This is a genomic window from Sphingobium wenxiniae (assembly GCF_007830065.1).
In the GTDB taxonomy this organism is placed as follows: domain Bacteria; phylum Pseudomonadota; class Alphaproteobacteria; order Sphingomonadales; family Sphingomonadaceae; genus Sphingobium; species Sphingobium wenxiniae.
Genome location: NZ_VLKK01000008.1, coordinates 1 through 16,728 on the forward strand (window position 1 = coordinate 1; position 16,728 = coordinate 16,728).

The following is a 16,728-nucleotide window of genomic DNA, read 5'->3' on the forward strand; positions in this document are numbered from 1 at the left end:
CTCCGAGCGCCTTGCCGAAGCCGGTATCGAACCGTCGGTTGGCAGTGTCGGCGACAGCTATGACAACGCTTTGGCCGAGACAATCAATGGCCTTTACAAGGCCGAGGTGATCCACCGGCGAGGCCCATGGCGGTCGTTCGAAGCGGTCGAATATGCCACGCTGGAATGGGTCGACTGGTTCAACAACCGACGACTGCTGGAGCCCAACGGCAATATCCCGCCCGCCGAAGCCGAAGAACGATATTATGCCATGCTGGACGACCAACCCATGGCTGCGTAACTTAAACCAAATGGCCTCCGACAAACCCGGGGCGGTTCACATCGAAGCAGTCGAGCGCCGCGAGGATCAAATCAAGGCGAAGTTCGTTGCTGCGTCTGCAAACCGGCCTTGTGTTCGCGCATCGTATCGAGCTTCGCTGTTAACTGGCGGAGAACCCGCGAGCGATGCGCGTAAATATTATGGCGCGTCCCCATCCGTCCATTTGCAAGCTCGCTGGACAAGATGGAGTGGGAGCACGCGCCGTCTCTCAGCCGCACCGGCGCCTAGGGCATGGAGTGCGATAAATCCTATATGGGGTTGCATTGCCGTAATTACTACAGGCGGCTCATCCCTTATTTGCCGATGTTGCGCGAAGGGCAGCGTATAGCGGCCCGACGCACTGAAGCTCCCTTTCGGTGAGCTATAGCATTTTGGCGCCGGGAAGATGCTGTTGAAGACCGGAGGCGAAGTGAGATCAGTGTATTCGCATCCAGATAGGCCCCGCCGAAGGTGAAAGTTAGGTTTTCCATCGCGACAGCACGCCGTCGACCTCGATGCCCTGAACCCGCGCCTTGCCGGCATTGATGATCAACGAAGTATTGGACAGATCGTTGGTCGAGTCATTATCACCGTCGAACTCTGCGGAATGCCGCCGAGGATCGATTGCAGATTCTTACGCCGGCCTTCTGATCGTCTGGGGCAGATCGTTTCGGTGGAGCATCATATAGGCGGATAGGGCGGCGGGTTGTCATGGGGCGAGGTAAGCTCATCCTGAATGCATAATATAATGGAGAGATCATGATGCATGCGCCTTGGTATCCCGGCTGGAATGTCGTCGGAGTGATGATCTCGCTCCAGGTCGGTGTCATCGGCACGATCATTTATGCATTCGCCGTGATGGCGGTCCCCATTTCCGAAGCACTGGGCGTTTCGCGCACGGCCCTGATGCTGGCGCCGATTTTCGGGCAGGTCGGCGTGGCGCTGTCGAGCGCGGGGATCGGGATAATCCTGGATCGCTTTTCCGCCCGTCAGGCCACGGTGATTGGATTGCTTGCCTTTCTTGTCGGGCTTGTCGGCATGGCGCTTGCAACGCAATTGTGGCAGCTCCTGATGATTTTCGGCACGCTTTTCGTCCTTGCCAAGCAACTCACCGGCCCGCTGGCCGGACAGATCATTGCCGCGAAATGGTTTGTAAGACGTCGGGGGGCAGCCCTGAGCCTGGTGACGATGGGATCGTCCATCGGCGGTTTCGTCGTGCCGCTGCTGATCGGTTTTCTGATGCGCAGCATGACCTATAATGATGTGCTGCTGCTGCTTGCCGCGTTGTGGGCCGCGCTGTTGCTGCCCGCGGTGCTGATCGGCCTGCAAGGGCCGCCCACAGAGGCGTTGTTGCGCGAGGAAGCGGCGGGATCGATGCAGCCTCAGTCATCCGCTCTTCAAGCCATGGTGCCTGTCAGGGCCCTGCTGGCCAACCGCAACTTCCTGGTGGCCACCGGGGCGGCAATGATCCTCGTGTTCGTCACCATGGGCGTGCAATATCATATGGGCGGGATCGCTCATGACATGGAAATGGACATCACGGGCGGCGCGCAACTGCTCGCGAGCTATGCCGTCGCCAGTTTCCTGGCCAAGTTCGGATGGGCGGCTGTCGTGGACAAATTCGATTCCCGGATCGTGTTCATCCTTGCGGCCTTGCTCATCGCCCTGGGCGTCTGTGCGCTGATGCTGGCGAATTTCCGGACGATGCTTCTGGGATCGGCGCTGATCGGATTGGGAACGGCCGCCATCATGCCGCTGCTGGCGGTTATGCTGGCGCGCGAATTCGGATCGGGATCGATAGGCAAGGTGCTGGGCATTGCCTTTACCGGCGTGCAGATTTCCGCGCTGGCGCCTGTCAGCGTGGGCCTGCTCCGCGATATTGGCGGCAGCTATCACCTGCCGCTGACGGTTTTTGCCGGGCTGGTGGGAGCTGGAATGCTTGCGATCCTCTTTTATCACAGCGATGCGCCACCGCCGGCCCGGTTGCCCAAAGGCGCATCCGCAGCCGTCGATTGATTGGCTGGCCATTGGGCAGGCGGGGCGCAGGCAAAGACCCGGCGGATCAGGTGAGATAGCGGGCGCGAATACGGTCCCCGGTTACGCCGTCCACGCCCAGCACGTCCACGATATAGCCATCGATCGATCCGCATCGCTGCGCGATCGCGTCCCATGCGCTTGCCAGATAGGCGGGTTCGACCGTCAGGACCGTGCGGGCGCCTTCGGTGTCGACGGCGATCTCGTAGGTTTCCTTCAGCCCGCGTATCAAAGCAGGGAGCCGGGCGTCGATGTTGCCCGCGACATTGCTCAGCAGATAATCTTCCATCAGATCGTCCCGGTGCACCTGGAGCAGATGGTGGGTGAAGGCGGCGAGCAGCCCGGTGCGGTCCTTGCCCGCGGTGCAATGGATCAGGACGCCTCCTTCCGCATGGGCGAGCGCCTGGAAATAACGACGGAACAGGTCGATATGCTGCGGCTCGAAGGGAAGGTCCCGATAGTGATCGATCATGAAGGTCCGCATGCCGCTGCCGCCTTGGGGGGCATTGCGCAATGCGAGGATATGGGGCGCATGTTCGGAGGCATCGACCATATCGCCGGACGTCAGGGCAGTTAGTCCCAGACGTTCCAGCCAGACCGTCGGCTGGCGGCGCTGTTCCGGGGCGCGGCGCAGATCGACGACGGTGCGGATGCCGAGCGACGCGATTCGCGCTTCGTCCGCCGCGCTTGCCCGCGCATGGTGGGCGGAGCGGAAAAACACGCCTTTTTCCACATGCGCCCCATCCCTCGTGCGCCAGCCTCCATAGTCGCGGAAGTTGTTGACGCTGGTCAATGGCAGGATGCGGGTCCATTCGATTGCTGGCCGTGCCCGTTCAAGGCTGCTTCCTTCACGCCTGCGCCACGGCCTGTTCGACCAGTTCCCGCACGGCTTTCAGATTGACGTTGGTGGAGGCGGTATAGGGCAGGGCATCGACGATCAGATATTTGGCCGGGATTTGCGGCGAGGCGAGGCGGTCGCGCAGGTGGCTGTCCAGTTCCCCGGCGGTCGGATTATGTGCCGGATGCCGCTCGATCACCGCCACCGCGACATGCGCGGGGCGGTTGCGCGCGACGATGCCGATCGCCAGATTCTGCGATATCCCTTCCCCTCGCAGCCAGCCTTCGAGCGAATTGCTGAAGGCCGTCAACTGACCCCAGCTCCGCCAGCGCCCGCCAAATTCCATCGCGTTCGTGGCTGGATCAGCCCGCATATTCTCGCTGATACGGCCCGCTACATCCACATCACTCTCCATGCCGGCTTTTGTCGGGTGCCATATCAATATGACGGCGCCCGACTACAAGCGTCCGCTGAGGTTATCGAGCTTGCGATGGAATGCCGGTGATGTGAAGAGTCATCTTCCGGACGTTTTGGACGGACGCTGGTCGAACCTTCGGCCGAACACTTCCTCGGCCACGCGATTTTTCAATATCTCGAAGACATGCCGGGGCCGGGTAAGAAAGAACTGCGCTTTGCCCAAGCGAGGATTCTCGCCCGGCATCTGGAGCCGCGATAGCGCTGTCGAAGGTCGTAATTACGTCCATGTGATACATGCCTGCTGCGGCTTGACGGCTGCGCCTGTCGATGCTGCATGACGCGAACAGGACAGGAGATGATGATGGCAAATGTGCTCGATCGCGAGTCGACGGCAGAAGAGGCGCTTGGAAAGATTGATCTTTCGGGCAAAGTGGTCGTCATTACCGGCGCAACTGCTGGCCTTGGTGAGGAAAGCGCGCGAGTCATGGCAGGCGCCGGCGCGCATGTCGTCATCACCGGCCGTAGCCAGGAAAAGCTGGCCGCTGTCGTCGAGCGTCTTCGCGCCAATAGTCCGGACGCGCGGGTCGATACGGTTATGCTGGAGCTGGCCGAACCCGAAAGCGTACGGGCCGCGGCGCGGCGCATCCTGGAAATCGCACCCCGGATCGACATATTGATCAACAATGCGGGCGTCATGGCGCCTCCGCTCGAACGCAATAGCCTGGGCTGGGAATCCCAATTCGCGGGCAATCATATGGGGCACTTCATTCTCACCGGTATATTGCTTCCCGCAATAGTTGCCGCAGCACCCTCCCGCATCGTCAATCTCAGTTCTTCGGGTCATCAGATCGCGCCGGTGAACTTCGACGATCCCCATTTCGAGCATCAGGATTATGATGCCTTCATCGCCTATGGGCAGTCGAAGTCAGCGAACATCCTGTTCACCGTCGCACTGGCGGATAAGTTGAAGGACAGGGGCGTCACCGTGAACGCTGTCATGCCGGGCGTGGTCAAGACCCCGCTTTTCCGGCACATCGGGGGGACCGGTACGATTGGCAGTTCCGGCATGTTCGTCAAGGAAATCCCACAGGGCGCGGCCACCCAGGTCTGGGCCGCCGTGTCTCCGGATCTGGAAGGGGTGACTGGGCGCTATCTGGAGGATTGCGGATTCGCGCCCGTGAACGACGATCCCGCGAGTGTGGCGACGTTCGGCTACCGCAGCGCGGCGATGGACAAGGCGGCGGCTGCGCGTCTGTGGTCATTGTCCGAAGAACTCGCGGGCGAGCGCTTCGACACATAGCCCCGGCGCCGGCCGGGGTGGGCGGCGAACGGATCGCGCGCGTCAGCCGGGTGAAGGGATCGAAGGGAGGGCTTCGTTTCGGACGAGATCTCGCCCCCCCCCCTTGGACAACGACTATTGCGTGGCAATCGGGAAGATTCCGCTGAACAATAATCGACATGCCGGCAGCTCTGCGCGGCCCTGAAGCCCTGAATCATGGAGGGCTGCCGAAAGCCTTGCCATCGGAGAGGCAAAGCTCCGCCTGTGCCGATGTCCGGTAAAGGCGGTTGGCTGGCGGTTCCGGTGTTGCTCAAAGAGCAATGAGCCTGTCCGCCATGTGCATTTTCAACCACGAAGCGCTGATGTTTCTCATAATAATTGTGTAAAATCAGTATATTACGTAAATGGCACGCCATTTGCTGAGAGTTCCCCGTCTTGCCCACGCATCAGCCTGGGCGCACTCACCATTGGGGGAAGCTCATTGTTTAGGAATAGGATCTTTCTGCAAGCAACCCGGGTCGTCGGCCCAGGTGCGCTTGCCATTCTGGGAGCTGGCCACGCAGGTATCGGCTATGCCAATGAGGCTCCGGCGGCTCCCGAAGAAACCGTGCCGGCCGACGCTTATTCCGCGGAAGCGGGCGGCATCGTCGTCACCGCGCAACGCCGCGAAGAACGGTTGCAGGATGTGCCGGTCGCGGTCACCGCGCTCGACAGGAATCTTTTCACCGTAGGCGGGCTAGGCCGCTCGGCCAATGAGGTGTTGAACCTGGTTCCCAACGCGTCGGCGGGCACGCAGCAGCATGGCCGCCCGCGCTGGTGGATTCGCGGCGTGGGCGCGGGGCAGCAGCAACTCGATCTTGCGAGTCCGGTCGGCTTTTACCTGGACGATGTTTATATCAGCAACGCCAGCGCCACCGGCCTGCCGCTGTTCGATCTGGAGCGCGTGGAAGTGCTGCGCGGGCCGCAGGGCACGCTATGGGGCAAGAACACCACCGGCGGCGCGATCAACGTCATTTCCAAACGGCCCTCGCTGAACGGTTCGGACGATAATTATGTGAAGCTGGAATATGGCAGCTATGACGACAAGATCGCCGAGGCAGGCGTCGGCACGACTCTTGTGGACGACAGGCTGGCGGCGCGTGTCTCCTTCCGCTTCGACGATCGCGACGGGCGGTTCGACAATCTCTTCACCGGCGATAAGTCGAGCCAGGTCAAGGATATCGTCTTGCGCGGGCAGTTGCTCGCCAAGCCGAGCGATACGCTGGAAGCGCTGCTCAGCGTCCACTATCGCGATTATGACACGGACGGCACCTACTGGACCACGGCCAGCTATGCCGCCGATGGCGCGGTCCGCAACGGCTATGCGCCATCGACGGACATCAACGACATCAGCACCAACGCGTTGGAATGGAGCCGCAGCAAGCAGTTCGGCGGATCGCTGCATCTCGATTGGGACGTTGGCGACTTCACGCTGACGTCGATCACCGGCTATGAGCGGTTCAAGACGCGTGGGGCGGGGGACAGCGATTATACGCCGCTGGAAATCTCGCGCAGCTATTCGCGGGCCCGGTCCAGCCAATGGACGCAGGAGCTGCGCCTTGCATCCTCCCAGAAGGATCGCCTGAGCTGGATCATCGGTCTTTTCTATTTCAACGAGGATATCCGCTCCAACAGCTATTCGGCCACGCTGCCGCAGGGTTCGGTTCCGGCTTTGGCGGGAACGACGGCGCCGGACGCCTTCAGCGACACCATCTATAGGCACAAAGCCGAAAGCGGCGCCGTGTTCGGCAGCGCCACCTTTGCCTTCACCGACAGCGTGAAGCTGACGCTGGGTGGCCGCTGGACGCGCGAGACGAAGAAGGTGGACTTCGACCGGCTGTCCTCGCCCACGGCGGATGCTACCGGATGGAGCAACTATGCCCAGTGGTGGAACAGCTATACCGGGACATATGGCGGGCCGGGGACGTTCAGCGGGTCGCTCAAGCGCACATGGGATGCGTTCACCTATGACATCACGCCGTCCTGGAATATCGACCGCAATAACCTGCTTTATGCGAAATTCTCGCACGGTGTGAAGTCGGGCGGGTTCAATACGGCGGCAACCCTGCCCGTCGCGCTGATCGCCGTCCGGCCCGAAAAACTCGACGCCTATGAAGCCGGTTACAAGTCGAGCTGGCTCGACGGGCGCCTGACCTTCAATGCCACGGCCTTCCATTATGACTATAAGGATGTGCAGGTGAATGTCGTCGGCCCCAATCCGGGAGCCGTGGGCGGCGCGACCGTCTCCTACCTCCAGAACGCGGCCAAGGCGAAGGTGGACGGGGCCGAATTCGAACTGACCTTCGCGCCTGTGGCAGGGCTGCAGTTCAATGCGGCGCTGGGCCTGCTGGATACGGAATACAAGACGTTCCAGGTACTGAACGGCGGCGCGAATCTGGCGGGCGCGCAGTTCGTGCGTTCGCCCAAGGTCACGTTGAACGCGGGCGCATCCTACAGCTTCGCCGTGGGCGACCTGGGCAAGATCGAGCTTGCGGCGGATGCGCGCTACACTTCGCGGCAATATTATTATGTGACGCCACAGGACAAGGTGAACCGCTATTATCTGACGCAGAAGCCCTACACGCTCACCAATGTGCGGGTCACTTACACGACCAGGGATGAAAGGATCAGCGTCACGGGGTTCGTCAACAACCTGTTCGACGTGCGCTATCTGAACCATGCGCTTCCGGGCGCCAATCCGGCCTTGGGCGTGACCGGCGATACGGTGGCATGGGCCGATCCGCTGACCGCGGGCGGAGCGGTGTTCTTCCGCTTCTGAAAGCAAGGCGGGCCGGGGCGTGTCCCCGGCCTGCCACGGCGGCATGACAAAGGGCCGGGGCATTGACCCGGCCCTTTGTCATGGGCGTTGAAAGACGTTTATTCGGCGGCGGCCAACAGCGTGCGCGCCTGACGGCCCAGCAGGGGCAGCACTTCCTCGCCGATGCGCCAGGCTTCCTCCAGATGCGGCGTTCCGGCGAGGATGAAGGCGTCGGCGCCGCGCGCGATCAGATCGGCGAGCCGCGCCGCGCATTGTTCGTAACTGCCCACGATCCCGAGGGCAGGACCGCCTCGCAACAGGTTGAACCCGCCCCATAGATTGGGCGCGACGATCAGTTCGTCATAGCGGCGCGCGTCGGTGGGGCGCAGCGCCGCCTGCCGCGATGCGCCGACCGAGTCCGTCGGCTGGCCGCGCCAGCGTTGGCGGGTTTCCTCGCTGACATTTTCAAAGCCGATGCGGATATCGCGCCATGCTTCCTCCTCGGTCGCGCGCGCGACAAGGTCCACGCGAACGGCGCATTTCTGTTCCCTGCCCAGAGCGGCCGTGCGTTCCTTCACGCGCGCGAACTTGTCGCCGAGCTGGTCGAAAGGCTCCAGCCACGACAGATAATAATCGGCATGGCGCGCCGACGTCCGCAAGGCGGCGTCGGAAGATCCGGAGAACCAGATTTCGGGAAATTCCTCGCGCCGGAGCAGGGGCGGCAGGCCGCCGCCGCGCAATTGGTAGAAGCGGCCGTCATAGGAGACGTTCGGGGAATCCCAGACGCCCCGGAAGATGTCCAGAAACTCGCTCGTCCTGCCATAGCGGTCGTCATGGGCGAAACTGTCGCCCCACCAGAGCTGGGCTGGGCCTCCGCCGCCGGTGATGATGTTGAACAGCAGGCGTCCGCCCGTCGCGCGTTGCAGGCTTGCGGCCATGCGGGCGGTGTGGACGGGGTTGCCGAAACCGGGCTGGAACGCGATCATGAAACGGAAACTGCGAGTTTCGCGCGCCAATAGTGGTGCGATGACCCATGGGTCGTCGGTATTCGGGAAGGAGGGGATGAGGCCGCCCAGAAAGCCGACGCTCTCCGCCGCCTTCGCGATTTCGGTGAGGTGGTCGATATAGGTGAAGCCGTCCGGCTCCCCGTCCCGGCCAAGACCGGGCGCGATATTGCCGGGCTTGAGTGGCGACCAGTCGCCGCGCTCATAGCCGCTGGTGTGCAGGCTGTTATGGCATCCATGCGTCGGCAGGCGCCAATAGAAGTCGATGGACATGGCTTTCTCCTTCAGGCCGCCTTGCGCGCCGCGCCGGTGCGGGCGCGCAGGCGAGGCAAAAGATGCTGGCCGACGCGATAGGCTTCCTCCAGCGTGGGCACCGCTTCCAGCAGCAGTTCGGTGACGCCCGCCGCGGCATAAGCGGCCAGTTGATCGGCCGCCTCGTCATAGGAGGCGACCAGCGTGCCGGACGCGAGTGGAAGATGCTGGACATCGTTTTCGGCACCGTCGCGATCTTCCCGCACCAGTAGCGGCTGGATCAGACCAGCGGCGACCTGACGTCCTTCTACCGCAGTCAGTGTGTTCAGCGTGGCGATGCGCTCAGCCAGCACGTCGACAGGGCCAGGAGCAAAGAGGTGAACATCGGCATGGCGTGCGGACAGGGCCAATGCCCCGTCATCCTCGCCCTGCAGGAAGAGCTTGGGGAATCGATGCTGGTTGAGGGGCGCTTCGAAACCGCCGTCCAGAACCTCGAAATGCCTGCCCTGAAAGGTGAAGGGCCGATCCCGATGCACGCCGCGCGCGACGGTCAAGAATTCGTCCAGCCGTTGCCGCAGGTCCTCGTCCGGCACGAAGTCCGCCTCTGCCTCCCGGCTCGCGGCGTTTTCTTCGGCTGCGATCGCCCAGCCCAGACGGCCATGGGTGGCGCGCTGGAAGGTGGCCGCCTGCTTGGCGGCATAGACCGCCGATCCCACGGAGGCCGGAAATTCGGGCACCACCAGCAGGCGCGGTGTTTCGCGCGCGACGATGGCCGCGATGATCCGGCTTTCGTCCGCCTCGCTGCGATGCCGCACGAACAGGCCATCGAAGGCGGTCTGCGCCACGGCTCGCGCGACCTGCACATAATAGTCGAAGCGATTGCGGCTTGTCGCGCGCCGGTCGCGGATGAAGGCGGGCAGCGCGTGCTCCGTGCCCGGTTCGGACCGTAGGGGTTCGGCGGCGGGGTCGAGCCGCCAGTGGATGTTGAGGGTCATGCGGCGTCCCTTTCCTCTGCAAAGGCGGGTGTGGCGAGCGTGCCGGCGAACACGGTTTCATGGATGGATCGGCGGCCGTTGGGCGCTTCGCTTGCGTGAAATTCCGGGTCCAGGCCTTCTATCTCACCTTTGCGGCCCAGCGCGATGATGGCTTCGATGGCAAAATCGTCGGGAATATTCAGCCGTTCGCGGGTTGCCGCGCGGTCGAAACCGCCAATGCCATGCGTATGCCAGCCCAGCAGCAACGCCTGATGGGCGAAGGCCGCCCACGCCGCACCTGCGTCGAAACTGTGGGAGACATTGTCCACCGTCTCCCCGCGCCGGTCGAGCTTGAGCGCGGACAGGATCAGGACCAGGGCCGACGCACGCGCCGCCCACAGGCGGTTGCGCGGCATCAGCAGGTCCAGATAGCGTTCCCAATGCGCATCGCCCGGACGCGCGATCAGGAAGCGCCAGGGCTGGGCATTCATGGCGGACGGCGCCCAGCGCGCCGCTTCGAAGGCGCTCCTGAGCACCGCATCGGGCACGGCCTCGCCGGTGAAGCTGCGCGGCGACCAGCGGTCGGTGAAGAGTGGATCGACGGGATGATCGGCAATGCGGCTCATCAGCGCACCTCCCGGCTGGGAAGGTGGACCAGATTGTCCCTGGCTTCCTCGGCATCCGCGCCCGACGTCAGTTCCGCCAATATTTCGTCCTTCAACCGGTGCAGCAACGGCGAACGACGATCGCGCGGATGGGGCAGGTCTACTTCGACGATATGGCGGATGCGGCCCGGATTGGGCGACATCACGATCACGCGGTCGCCCAGGTAGAGCGCTTCTTCCACGTCATGCGTCACCATGACCATGGTGGAGCGCTGCGTCATCCAGATGCGCTGCAATTCATTCTGCACATGAACGCGGGTCAGCGCGTCGAGCGCGCCCAGCGGTTCGTCCAGAAGCAGCAGCTTGGGCTCCGTTACCAGCGCGCGGGCGATCGCGGCCCGCTGCGCCATGCCGCCCGAAAGCTGGTGTGGATAGGCTTTCTCGAACCCGGTAAGGTTCACCAGCGCGATATGATCCGCGACGATCCGGGCGCGCCGCGCCTTGGGCGTGTCCGTGTTGAGCAAGGCCAGCTCGATATTCTGTTCCAGCGTCATCCACGGAAACAGGCGATGGTCCTGAAAGACGATGCCCCGGTCCAGGCTGGTGGTGGCGATGCGTTCGCCGTCCAGCCGCAATTCGCCGCTATAGTCGGTGTCGAGGCCGACGATCAGGCGCAGCAGCGTGGACTTGCCGCATCCGGACGCCCCCACGATGCTGACGAACTCGCCGGGCCGCACGTCCAGATTGATATTGTCCAGAATCCGGCGGGCCTGCCCGCCGATCTGGAAGCTCTTGTCGAGATCGCTGATGGTCAGCGCCCCGCGGCTCGCGGCGGTGGGCGGCCTGTCTTCGCGCGCATGGGGATAGGGACTCATGCCTTGTCTCCTTGTCATTGGACCGAAGGTTGCCAGCGCAGCAGGGACTGGCGCAGGCGGCGGAAAATCTGGTTGATGAGGAAACCCAGCGCGGCGGTGACGGCGATCACGACCAGCATGACGTCCAGGCGCTGCTGCACCTGCGCTTGGCTCATCGCGACGCCGAGGCCCGAGCCAGCGCCCGTCAGCAGTTCCGTGCCGATGGTCGCGATCCAGGAAAAGGCGAGCGCCTGCGTGATCCCCGTCAGCACCAGCGGCATCGCTGCGGGCAGGAGGATGAAGCGGATGCGCTGCGCCGTGTTGAAGCGCAGGATGGAGCCGACATCCAGATAGCGGCGCTCCACCTGGGCGACACCGGCGTGGCTGTTCAGCATCGACGGGAAGAAGGCCGACATGCTGATGACGATCAGCTCCGTGCCTTCGCCCACGCCGAACCACAGGCCCATGAGCGGCAGCCAGCCGATCATCGGCACCTGCCGCAGTGCGTGGAGCAGGGGGCCGAGCGTCCGGTCGACCGGACGCCAGATGCCCATGGCGACGCCCGCAGCGACGCCCAGCGGCGCCCCGATGGCAAGACCGGCAAAGGCGCGCTTCAGGGTCGACAGCGTGTCGCGCAGCAGGTCGCCGCTGTGCAGCAGTTCCGCCAGCGCCCTACCCACCGCGGCGGGCGGCGCGAAGGTCGCGATCTGGGCGCTCGTCCGCCAGTGCCACCAGAGGATGAGCAAGGCCGGGACGACAAGGCCGATGGCGGCCCTGACGGGGAAACGGGCGAGCCAGCCGTTCATGCCGTCCTCCATCGGCTTGCGCGGCTTTCTATCCAGCGCGCGCCGCGATCGAGGAGGAAGCCGATCAGGCCGCTCACGATCACGCCGGCCAGCACCACGTCGATCTGGAAAAGCTGGCGGCCCATTTCCATCATCTGGCCGATGCCGCTGTCGGCCGCCAGAAGTTCGGCCGCCACCAGCACGACCCAGGCGCGGGTCAGGGATATGCGCAGGCCCGTCAATATGGCGGGCACCGTCGCGGGCAGCAGGATGCGCCGGATCAACTGGAACAGGCGGAGGCGATAGATTTTCGCGACCTCGAACCAGTTGCGGGGCACGCCGCGAATGCCGTCGAAGGTTGCGAGCGCCATGGGAAAGAAGGAAGCTATGGCCACGACCGCCACTTTGAAAGGCTCGTCAATGCCCAGGAACATGACCATCATCGGTACGAAAGCGATGACCGGGACTTGCCACAGGGTCAGGAATGTGGGCGAGAAGGCGGCCTCGGCCAGCTGCGAAAGCGCTATCGTCGCGCCGAACGCCATGCCCGCCAGCGCGCCGATGACGAAGCCGATCAGCAGCCTTTGCAGGCTGTCGCCGACATGCCGCTGCAATTCGCCCGATGCGGTCATGTCCGCTAGGGCTTTCGCGACTCCGCTGGGCGGCACCAGCACCTGCGGGGGGAACAGGCCGGTGAGACAGGCAAGCTGCCAAAGCGCCAGCAACGCCAGCGGTGCCACGAAGGAACTGAGCGGCAGGCGCTCCAGACGGAAAGTGCGGCCCGTCTGGGCGAGGATCTGATAATCGAAGGCGCGGGTCGCCATCAGCGCTGCTCCTGCGCACTTTGCGACCAGAAACCCTCCAGCTTCAAATCCTTGAGCGCCTGTTTGACGAAACGGTCGTCCAGCAGGGCGTCTGCATCGACCTTGTTGCGGATCAGCCCGCGTTCCAGCGCATAGTCGGCGACGGAATGATAATGGGTGCGGAGCGCCGGGCTGAATATGGGGGAGAAACGCTCACGCCACGGAATGTCGGAATTGGCATAATCCTTTGCCACGATTTCTTCCGGCATCGCGCCGCGCGCGGTATCGCGGATGACTTGCGCCTTGTTGGCTTCGTCCGAAGACCATGCCGCCGCCCGGACGAAGGCTTCGACAACGATCTGCGTCAGGTCGGGATGGACGTCCACGAAGTCCTTGCGGCCGAAAAGTTCAGCGCGCATCCGCCAGTCGGCGGGCGCCTGCCGGGTGGACCAGATGACGCGCGCAATGCCCTTCTGTTCAAACAGCAGGCCATCGGACATCAGCACGGCAGCGTCGACGCTACCCGATTCCAGAGCGGCGGGCGTCGCGGCGGGATTGATGTTGACGATTCTGAAATCGTCCAGCTTCAGGCCCTTGCTGTCGACCAGCTTGGAAAAGGGCAGTTCCCACGGCCTGCCGCGATGAAGCGCGATCCGCTTGCCCTTGAGGTCGGCGAGGCTGTTCGCCGGCAATCCCTTGCGGACCACCAGATAGACGTCCTGACCCTGCCCGACGGGCGCGACGATCTTCAGCGGGACGCCGCCAGCCACCGCGATGGCCGCGGGAAAGTCGCCATAAGCGGCGAAATCGATCCGTTTGCCGGAAAACCCTTCATTGATGAGCGGCCCGCCGACAGCGGTGGACACGGGCGAGAAAACCAGATCCACCCCCTTTTTGGCCAGTTGCTCCTTCAGCCATCCCTGTTCGATGACGACGCCGTTGAGGCCGTTGAAAACCTGCTTGCCCTGATAGGGAAAAGCGATGGAAGCGATCGTCACCGTCTTCACCGCGCCTGCGCCATCGGCATTCCCTGATCCGCTGCACCCCGCGATGAGCGTGCTGGCGAGCAGCGCCATGGCAAGGATCAACCTGTCTTTGAATCGCGGAAGGAGGGAACGCTTGTTCAGATATGCCGCTAGGGAGGCTCCATGCTGCCAGATCGATTTTTGGAAAGGCTCGCTCGGCGAACATGCATGGGATGTGCCAAACCCGGAGTTCGGCTGTCCTGCGCGGGTCGTCTGGGCGGCGGCGGCGGCTGTCTGCTGATTTTGACGCAGGCGGAGGAGCCATGGTGCGCCAAATGAAGCGGTAAACCCGCCATGCTCGCGCGCAATCGGGCCATTCGGTCGGCGGTATGAAAGTGCGAAATTTTGGCATGGGCCTTGCGAATGGCCCTGGACATATGGTGGGTCTGGGCCGGCGCCGCCATGCCGGAGGCTGACCGATGTCTGGAGATGAGGATGCCGAACAGAGATGAGCGACCGGGCGCCTCGGTCGTGCCGAACAACCTGTGGGTGACGCGCTGCCCGATCCCGGCGGCTTCCGGCATCGCCTGCGCGAAGGGGTGGATGGCGGAGGCCTTCGTCCGCGACGGCATTGCTATAAAGCGCGTCCTTGAGCAGGGGTTGAATCTGGTCGAAAGCGACCCGGAAAATCAAGCGCGCCATCTGTTTCGCGAAGGCGGCAACATCCAGGCGCTTGCGGCGCGAGCCTTGGGAGCCGCCACGCGCGTCATCGGCCTGACATGGATCGACGAGCGACAGGCCATCATGGTGAGGCCGGACACGCCGCTGCTGCATCCTGCCGGCCTCAAGGGGTTGCGGTTCGCCCTTCCCGGCTATGCCCGTTCCCGCGGCGAAAGCATCGCGCGCGGCATGGCGCTGCACGGCATCAAAAGCGCGCTGGCGCTTGGCGGACTGACGCTGGACGATGTTCAACTGACGGAAATTCCCGCGCCACCCGTGGAGCGCGCCAGCGTGGAAGGGATGCGCCGTCTCTGGCTGGGGTTGGAGTGGCTGGCGGCAGGCCGGGTCGATGCCGTCTATGTGAAGGGCGCGGCGGGGGCCGAAGCCGCGCAGCGGCTGGGGCTGGACATCGGCATCGACCTCGACGCCTATCCCAGCCGTCTTGCGCGCGTGAACAATGGGACGCCCCGACCCATCATCGTCCACCAGCATATGATCGACCATCATCCCGAACTGGTCGAAAGATTCCTGGAGCAAAGCCTGCGCGCGGCCGATTGGGCGGCCAATAACCCTGTGGAGCTGAAAAGCATCCTTGCCGGAGAAACGCTGGCGGGGGTGGAAGGCGTGGACGCCGCCTATCGCAACAATTTCCATCGGGCCTTGCATCCGGACCTTTCGGACGACCGGGTGGAGATGTTGAAGATCCAGGCCAATTTCCTCTGGCTTCATGGCTTTCTGGAGTCGCCCGTGGACGTGGACGGCTGGATTTGCGGCGGGCCGCTCAACGCCGTTCTGAAGCGGCGGGCGCAATGCGCTCCACCGGTCCGGCCGCCGCTCTGAAAGCTCAGCTAGGCGAACGGATTTAATTTCTACTAAACTGGAAGACAATTAGCTGTTATCCTCCTGGCCGAGATGGAGGAGCTATGACGAGCATCTCGAAGACCCTTTCCAGCGATCGTTCGGACGTGGGGCTTGTGTCCGCCACCAACGGCGATGGCCGCCCTCTTCTCGCTTATGATTGCGAGACGCATCATGCCGTGGGGCCGCGCGCCCGCGCGCTGATCTTCAACGACCCGCGCTCGCGCGCCTTGCTCCCGCTGATCGAGAGGGTGGCCCCAAGCGATGCCAACATCCTCATCATGGGCGAAACCGGCACGGGCAAGGAACTGGTCGCCCGCTATGTCCATAGCCTCAGCGACCGGGCGGATACGCCGTTCGTCGCCGTCAATTGCGGGGCCTTTTCCGAATCCCTGATCGAAGGCGAACTATTCGGCTATGAGAAGGGCGCTTTCACCGGCGCCCATGTCGCGCGGCCGGGCTGGTTCGAGGCTGCCAATGGCGGAACGCTGTTCCTGGACGAGCTAGGCGACCTGTCCTTGCCGTTGCAGGTCAAGCTGCTGCGTGTGTTGCAGGAGCGGGAGGTGATCCGTCTGGGATCGCGCAAAGCCGTGCCGCTCAATGTGCGGGTCATTGCGGCCACCAATGTCGAATTGCAGAAGGCGGTGAACGAAGGGCGCTTCCGATCCGATCTCTTCTACCGGCTACAGGTCGTTTCCATCCCCCTGTTGCCGCTGAGGGAACGGCGCGCGGACATCCTGCCCCTTGCGCGGCATTTTCTGGAAATCTACGGTACGCGGCTGCGGGCCAATCGGCTGGAACTGAGCGCGGCGGCCGAAGAGGTCCTGTTCCAGCATGACTGGCCCGGCAATATCCGCGAACTGGAAAATGCTATCCATCGGGCCACCCTGATCTGCGAAGACGGGCGCATCCAGCCCACCGACCTTGCTTTGGGCAACCTGCTGGAAATGGGGGATGCCGTTTCCGGTTTCGCGTCGCTGGAAGAGGCCGCCCGCCCCTTTGTCGGGCGGTTGCTGAAAGGGGAGCATGCGGATCTGCTCGATCGGCTGGTCGCCTTTACCGTCCGGGAAGCTTTTCGCCAATGCAATGAAAACCAGATCAAGACGGCTGAAGCGCTGGGCGTCACGCGCAATGTGGTGCGGACGCACCTCAAGAATCTGGGACTGATCTGAAATCGGAAACGGCGCGCGGGTGAAAAACCAACAGGCGCGCTGTTCAATATCCCACAATCCTGCTTCGATGGTG

The 16,728-nt window shown here is 63.3% G+C and carries 15 protein-coding genes; 6 read left to right on the top strand and 9 right to left on the bottom strand.

From position 1 onward, the window contains the following. Positions 1–280: integrase core domain-containing protein (locus tag IQ35_RS11715; RefSeq protein WP_145073713.1), on the top strand; the 280-nt coding region annotated here is incomplete at its 5' end. A gap of 777 nt (positions 281–1,057) precedes the next feature. Further along, positions 1,058–2,314 carry an MFS transporter gene (locus IQ35_RS11720; RefSeq protein ID WP_021244823.1) on the top strand — a complete coding sequence of 419 codons (1,257 nt, stop codon included), beginning with the start codon at positions 1,058–1,060 and terminating at the stop codon, positions 2,312–2,314. A gap of 46 nt (positions 2,315–2,360) precedes the next feature. Here the strand turns inward: IQ35_RS11720 and IQ35_RS11725 are convergent, their stop codons facing one another. Beyond that, a complete protein-coding gene (locus tag IQ35_RS11725; protein ID WP_158636663.1) occupies positions 2,361–3,125 on the bottom strand; it encodes a tyrosine-protein phosphatase in 765 nt (254 codons plus the stop codon). A 55-nt stretch (positions 3,126–3,180) separates the two neighbouring features. Then, a complete protein-coding gene (locus IQ35_RS11730) occupies positions 3,181–3,573 on the bottom strand; it encodes a hypothetical protein (RefSeq protein ID WP_158636664.1) in 393 nt (130 codons plus the stop codon). Positions 3,574–3,942: 369 nt separating this feature from the next. Here IQ35_RS11730 and IQ35_RS11735 point away from each other — a divergent pair, with 369 nt between their 5' ends. Next, entirely contained in the window at positions 3,943–4,887 is a 945-nt protein-coding gene (locus IQ35_RS11735; RefSeq protein ID WP_145073722.1) for an SDR family NAD(P)-dependent oxidoreductase, read from the top strand. 460 nt (positions 4,888–5,347) lie between these two features. Then, positions 5,348–7,684, top strand: coding sequence for a TonB-dependent receptor (locus IQ35_RS11740; protein ID WP_242003335.1), 2,337 nt, complete (start codon positions 5,348–5,350; stop codon positions 7,682–7,684). A gap of 98 nt (positions 7,685–7,782) precedes the next feature. Here the strand turns inward: IQ35_RS11740 and IQ35_RS11745 are convergent, their stop codons facing one another. Genes IQ35_RS11745 through IQ35_RS11775 form a run of 7 tightly spaced genes read right to left on the bottom strand, consistent with a single transcriptional unit; the run spans position 7,783 to position 14,028 of the window. Next, the gene (locus IQ35_RS11745; protein ID WP_145073725.1) at positions 7,783–8,940 is read right to left on the bottom strand and encodes an LLM class flavin-dependent oxidoreductase; all 1,158 of its coding nucleotides are present in this window, start codon (positions 8,938–8,940) and stop codon (positions 7,783–7,785) included. Between the two features lie 11 nt (positions 8,941–8,951). Continuing rightward, positions 8,952–9,914 (bottom strand): LLM class flavin-dependent oxidoreductase, encoded by a 963-nt coding sequence (locus IQ35_RS11750; protein ID WP_145073728.1) that lies wholly within the window; start codon positions 9,912–9,914, stop codon positions 8,952–8,954. Further along, a complete protein-coding gene (locus tag IQ35_RS11755; RefSeq protein ID WP_021244830.1) occupies positions 9,911–10,519 on the bottom strand; it encodes a nitroreductase family protein in 609 nt (202 codons plus the stop codon). Before IQ35_RS11755 ends, IQ35_RS11750 begins: the two co-directional genes overlap by 4 nt. Beyond that, a complete protein-coding gene (locus IQ35_RS11760) occupies positions 10,519–11,373 on the bottom strand; it encodes an ABC transporter ATP-binding protein (protein WP_145073732.1) in 855 nt (284 codons plus the stop codon). The genes IQ35_RS11755 and IQ35_RS11760 overlap by 1 nt, the downstream gene beginning before the upstream one ends. A 14-nt stretch (positions 11,374–11,387) precedes the next feature. Beyond that, positions 11,388–12,158, bottom strand: a complete 771-nt coding sequence (locus IQ35_RS11765) for an ABC transporter permease (RefSeq protein WP_242003336.1) — start codon at positions 12,156–12,158, stop codon at positions 11,388–11,390. Then, a complete protein-coding gene (locus IQ35_RS11770; RefSeq protein ID WP_021244833.1) occupies positions 12,155–12,961 on the bottom strand; it encodes an ABC transporter permease in 807 nt (268 codons plus the stop codon). The genes IQ35_RS11765 and IQ35_RS11770 overlap by 4 nt, the downstream gene beginning before the upstream one ends. Continuing rightward, on the bottom strand, positions 12,961–14,028 hold the full coding sequence (locus tag IQ35_RS11775) for an ABC transporter substrate-binding protein (protein WP_242003337.1): 1,068 nt from the start codon (positions 14,026–14,028) through the stop codon (positions 12,961–12,963). Before IQ35_RS11775 ends, IQ35_RS11770 begins: the two co-directional genes overlap by 1 nt. Positions 14,029–14,400: 372 nt before the next feature. Between IQ35_RS11775 and IQ35_RS11780 the strand changes: the two genes are divergently transcribed. Both IQ35_RS11780 and IQ35_RS11785 read left to right on the top strand, forming a co-directional pair. Beyond that, a complete protein-coding gene (locus IQ35_RS11780; RefSeq protein ID WP_145073738.1) occupies positions 14,401–15,465 on the top strand; it encodes an ABC transporter substrate-binding protein in 1,065 nt (354 codons plus the stop codon). Between the two features lie 83 nt (positions 15,466–15,548). Next, positions 15,549–16,655 carry a sigma-54 interaction domain-containing protein gene (locus tag IQ35_RS11785; RefSeq protein ID WP_184204914.1) on the top strand — a complete coding sequence of 369 codons (1,107 nt, stop codon included), beginning with the start codon at positions 15,549–15,551 and terminating at the stop codon, positions 16,653–16,655. The last annotated feature ends 73 nt before the right edge of the window (positions 16,656–16,728 follow it).

Excerpts from the sequence above, each read along its gene's own strand:
- IQ35_RS11720 (WP_021244823.1), top strand. The coding sequence starts at position 1,058 with ATGATGCATGCGCCTTGGTATCCCGGCTGGAATGTCGTCGGAGTGATG.
- IQ35_RS11735 (WP_145073722.1), top strand. The coding sequence starts at position 3,943 with ATGATGATGGCAAATGTGCTCGATCGCGAGTCGACGGCAGAAGAGGCG.
- IQ35_RS11745 (WP_145073725.1), bottom strand. The coding sequence starts at position 8,940 with ATGTCCATCGACTTCTATTGGCGCCTGCCGACGCATGGATGCCATAAC.
- IQ35_RS11750 (WP_145073728.1), bottom strand. The coding sequence starts at position 9,914 with ATGACCCTCAACATCCACTGGCGGCTCGACCCCGCCGCCGAACCCCTA.
- IQ35_RS11755 (WP_021244830.1), bottom strand. The coding sequence starts at position 10,519 with ATGAGCCGCATTGCCGATCATCCCGTCGATCCACTCTTCACCGACCGC.
- IQ35_RS11760 (WP_145073732.1), bottom strand. The coding sequence starts at position 11,373 with ATGAGTCCCTATCCCCATGCGCGCGAAGACAGGCCGCCCACCGCCGCG.
- IQ35_RS11765 (WP_242003336.1), bottom strand. The coding sequence starts at position 12,158 with ATGAACGGCTGGCTCGCCCGTTTCCCCGTCAGGGCCGCCATCGGCCTT.
- IQ35_RS11770 (WP_021244833.1), bottom strand. The coding sequence starts at position 12,961 with ATGGCGACCCGCGCCTTCGATTATCAGATCCTCGCCCAGACGGGCCGC.
- IQ35_RS11780 (WP_145073738.1), top strand. The coding sequence starts at position 14,401 with ATGCCGAACAGAGATGAGCGACCGGGCGCCTCGGTCGTGCCGAACAAC.
- IQ35_RS11785 (WP_184204914.1), top strand. The coding sequence starts at position 15,549 with ATGACGAGCATCTCGAAGACCCTTTCCAGCGATCGTTCGGACGTGGGG.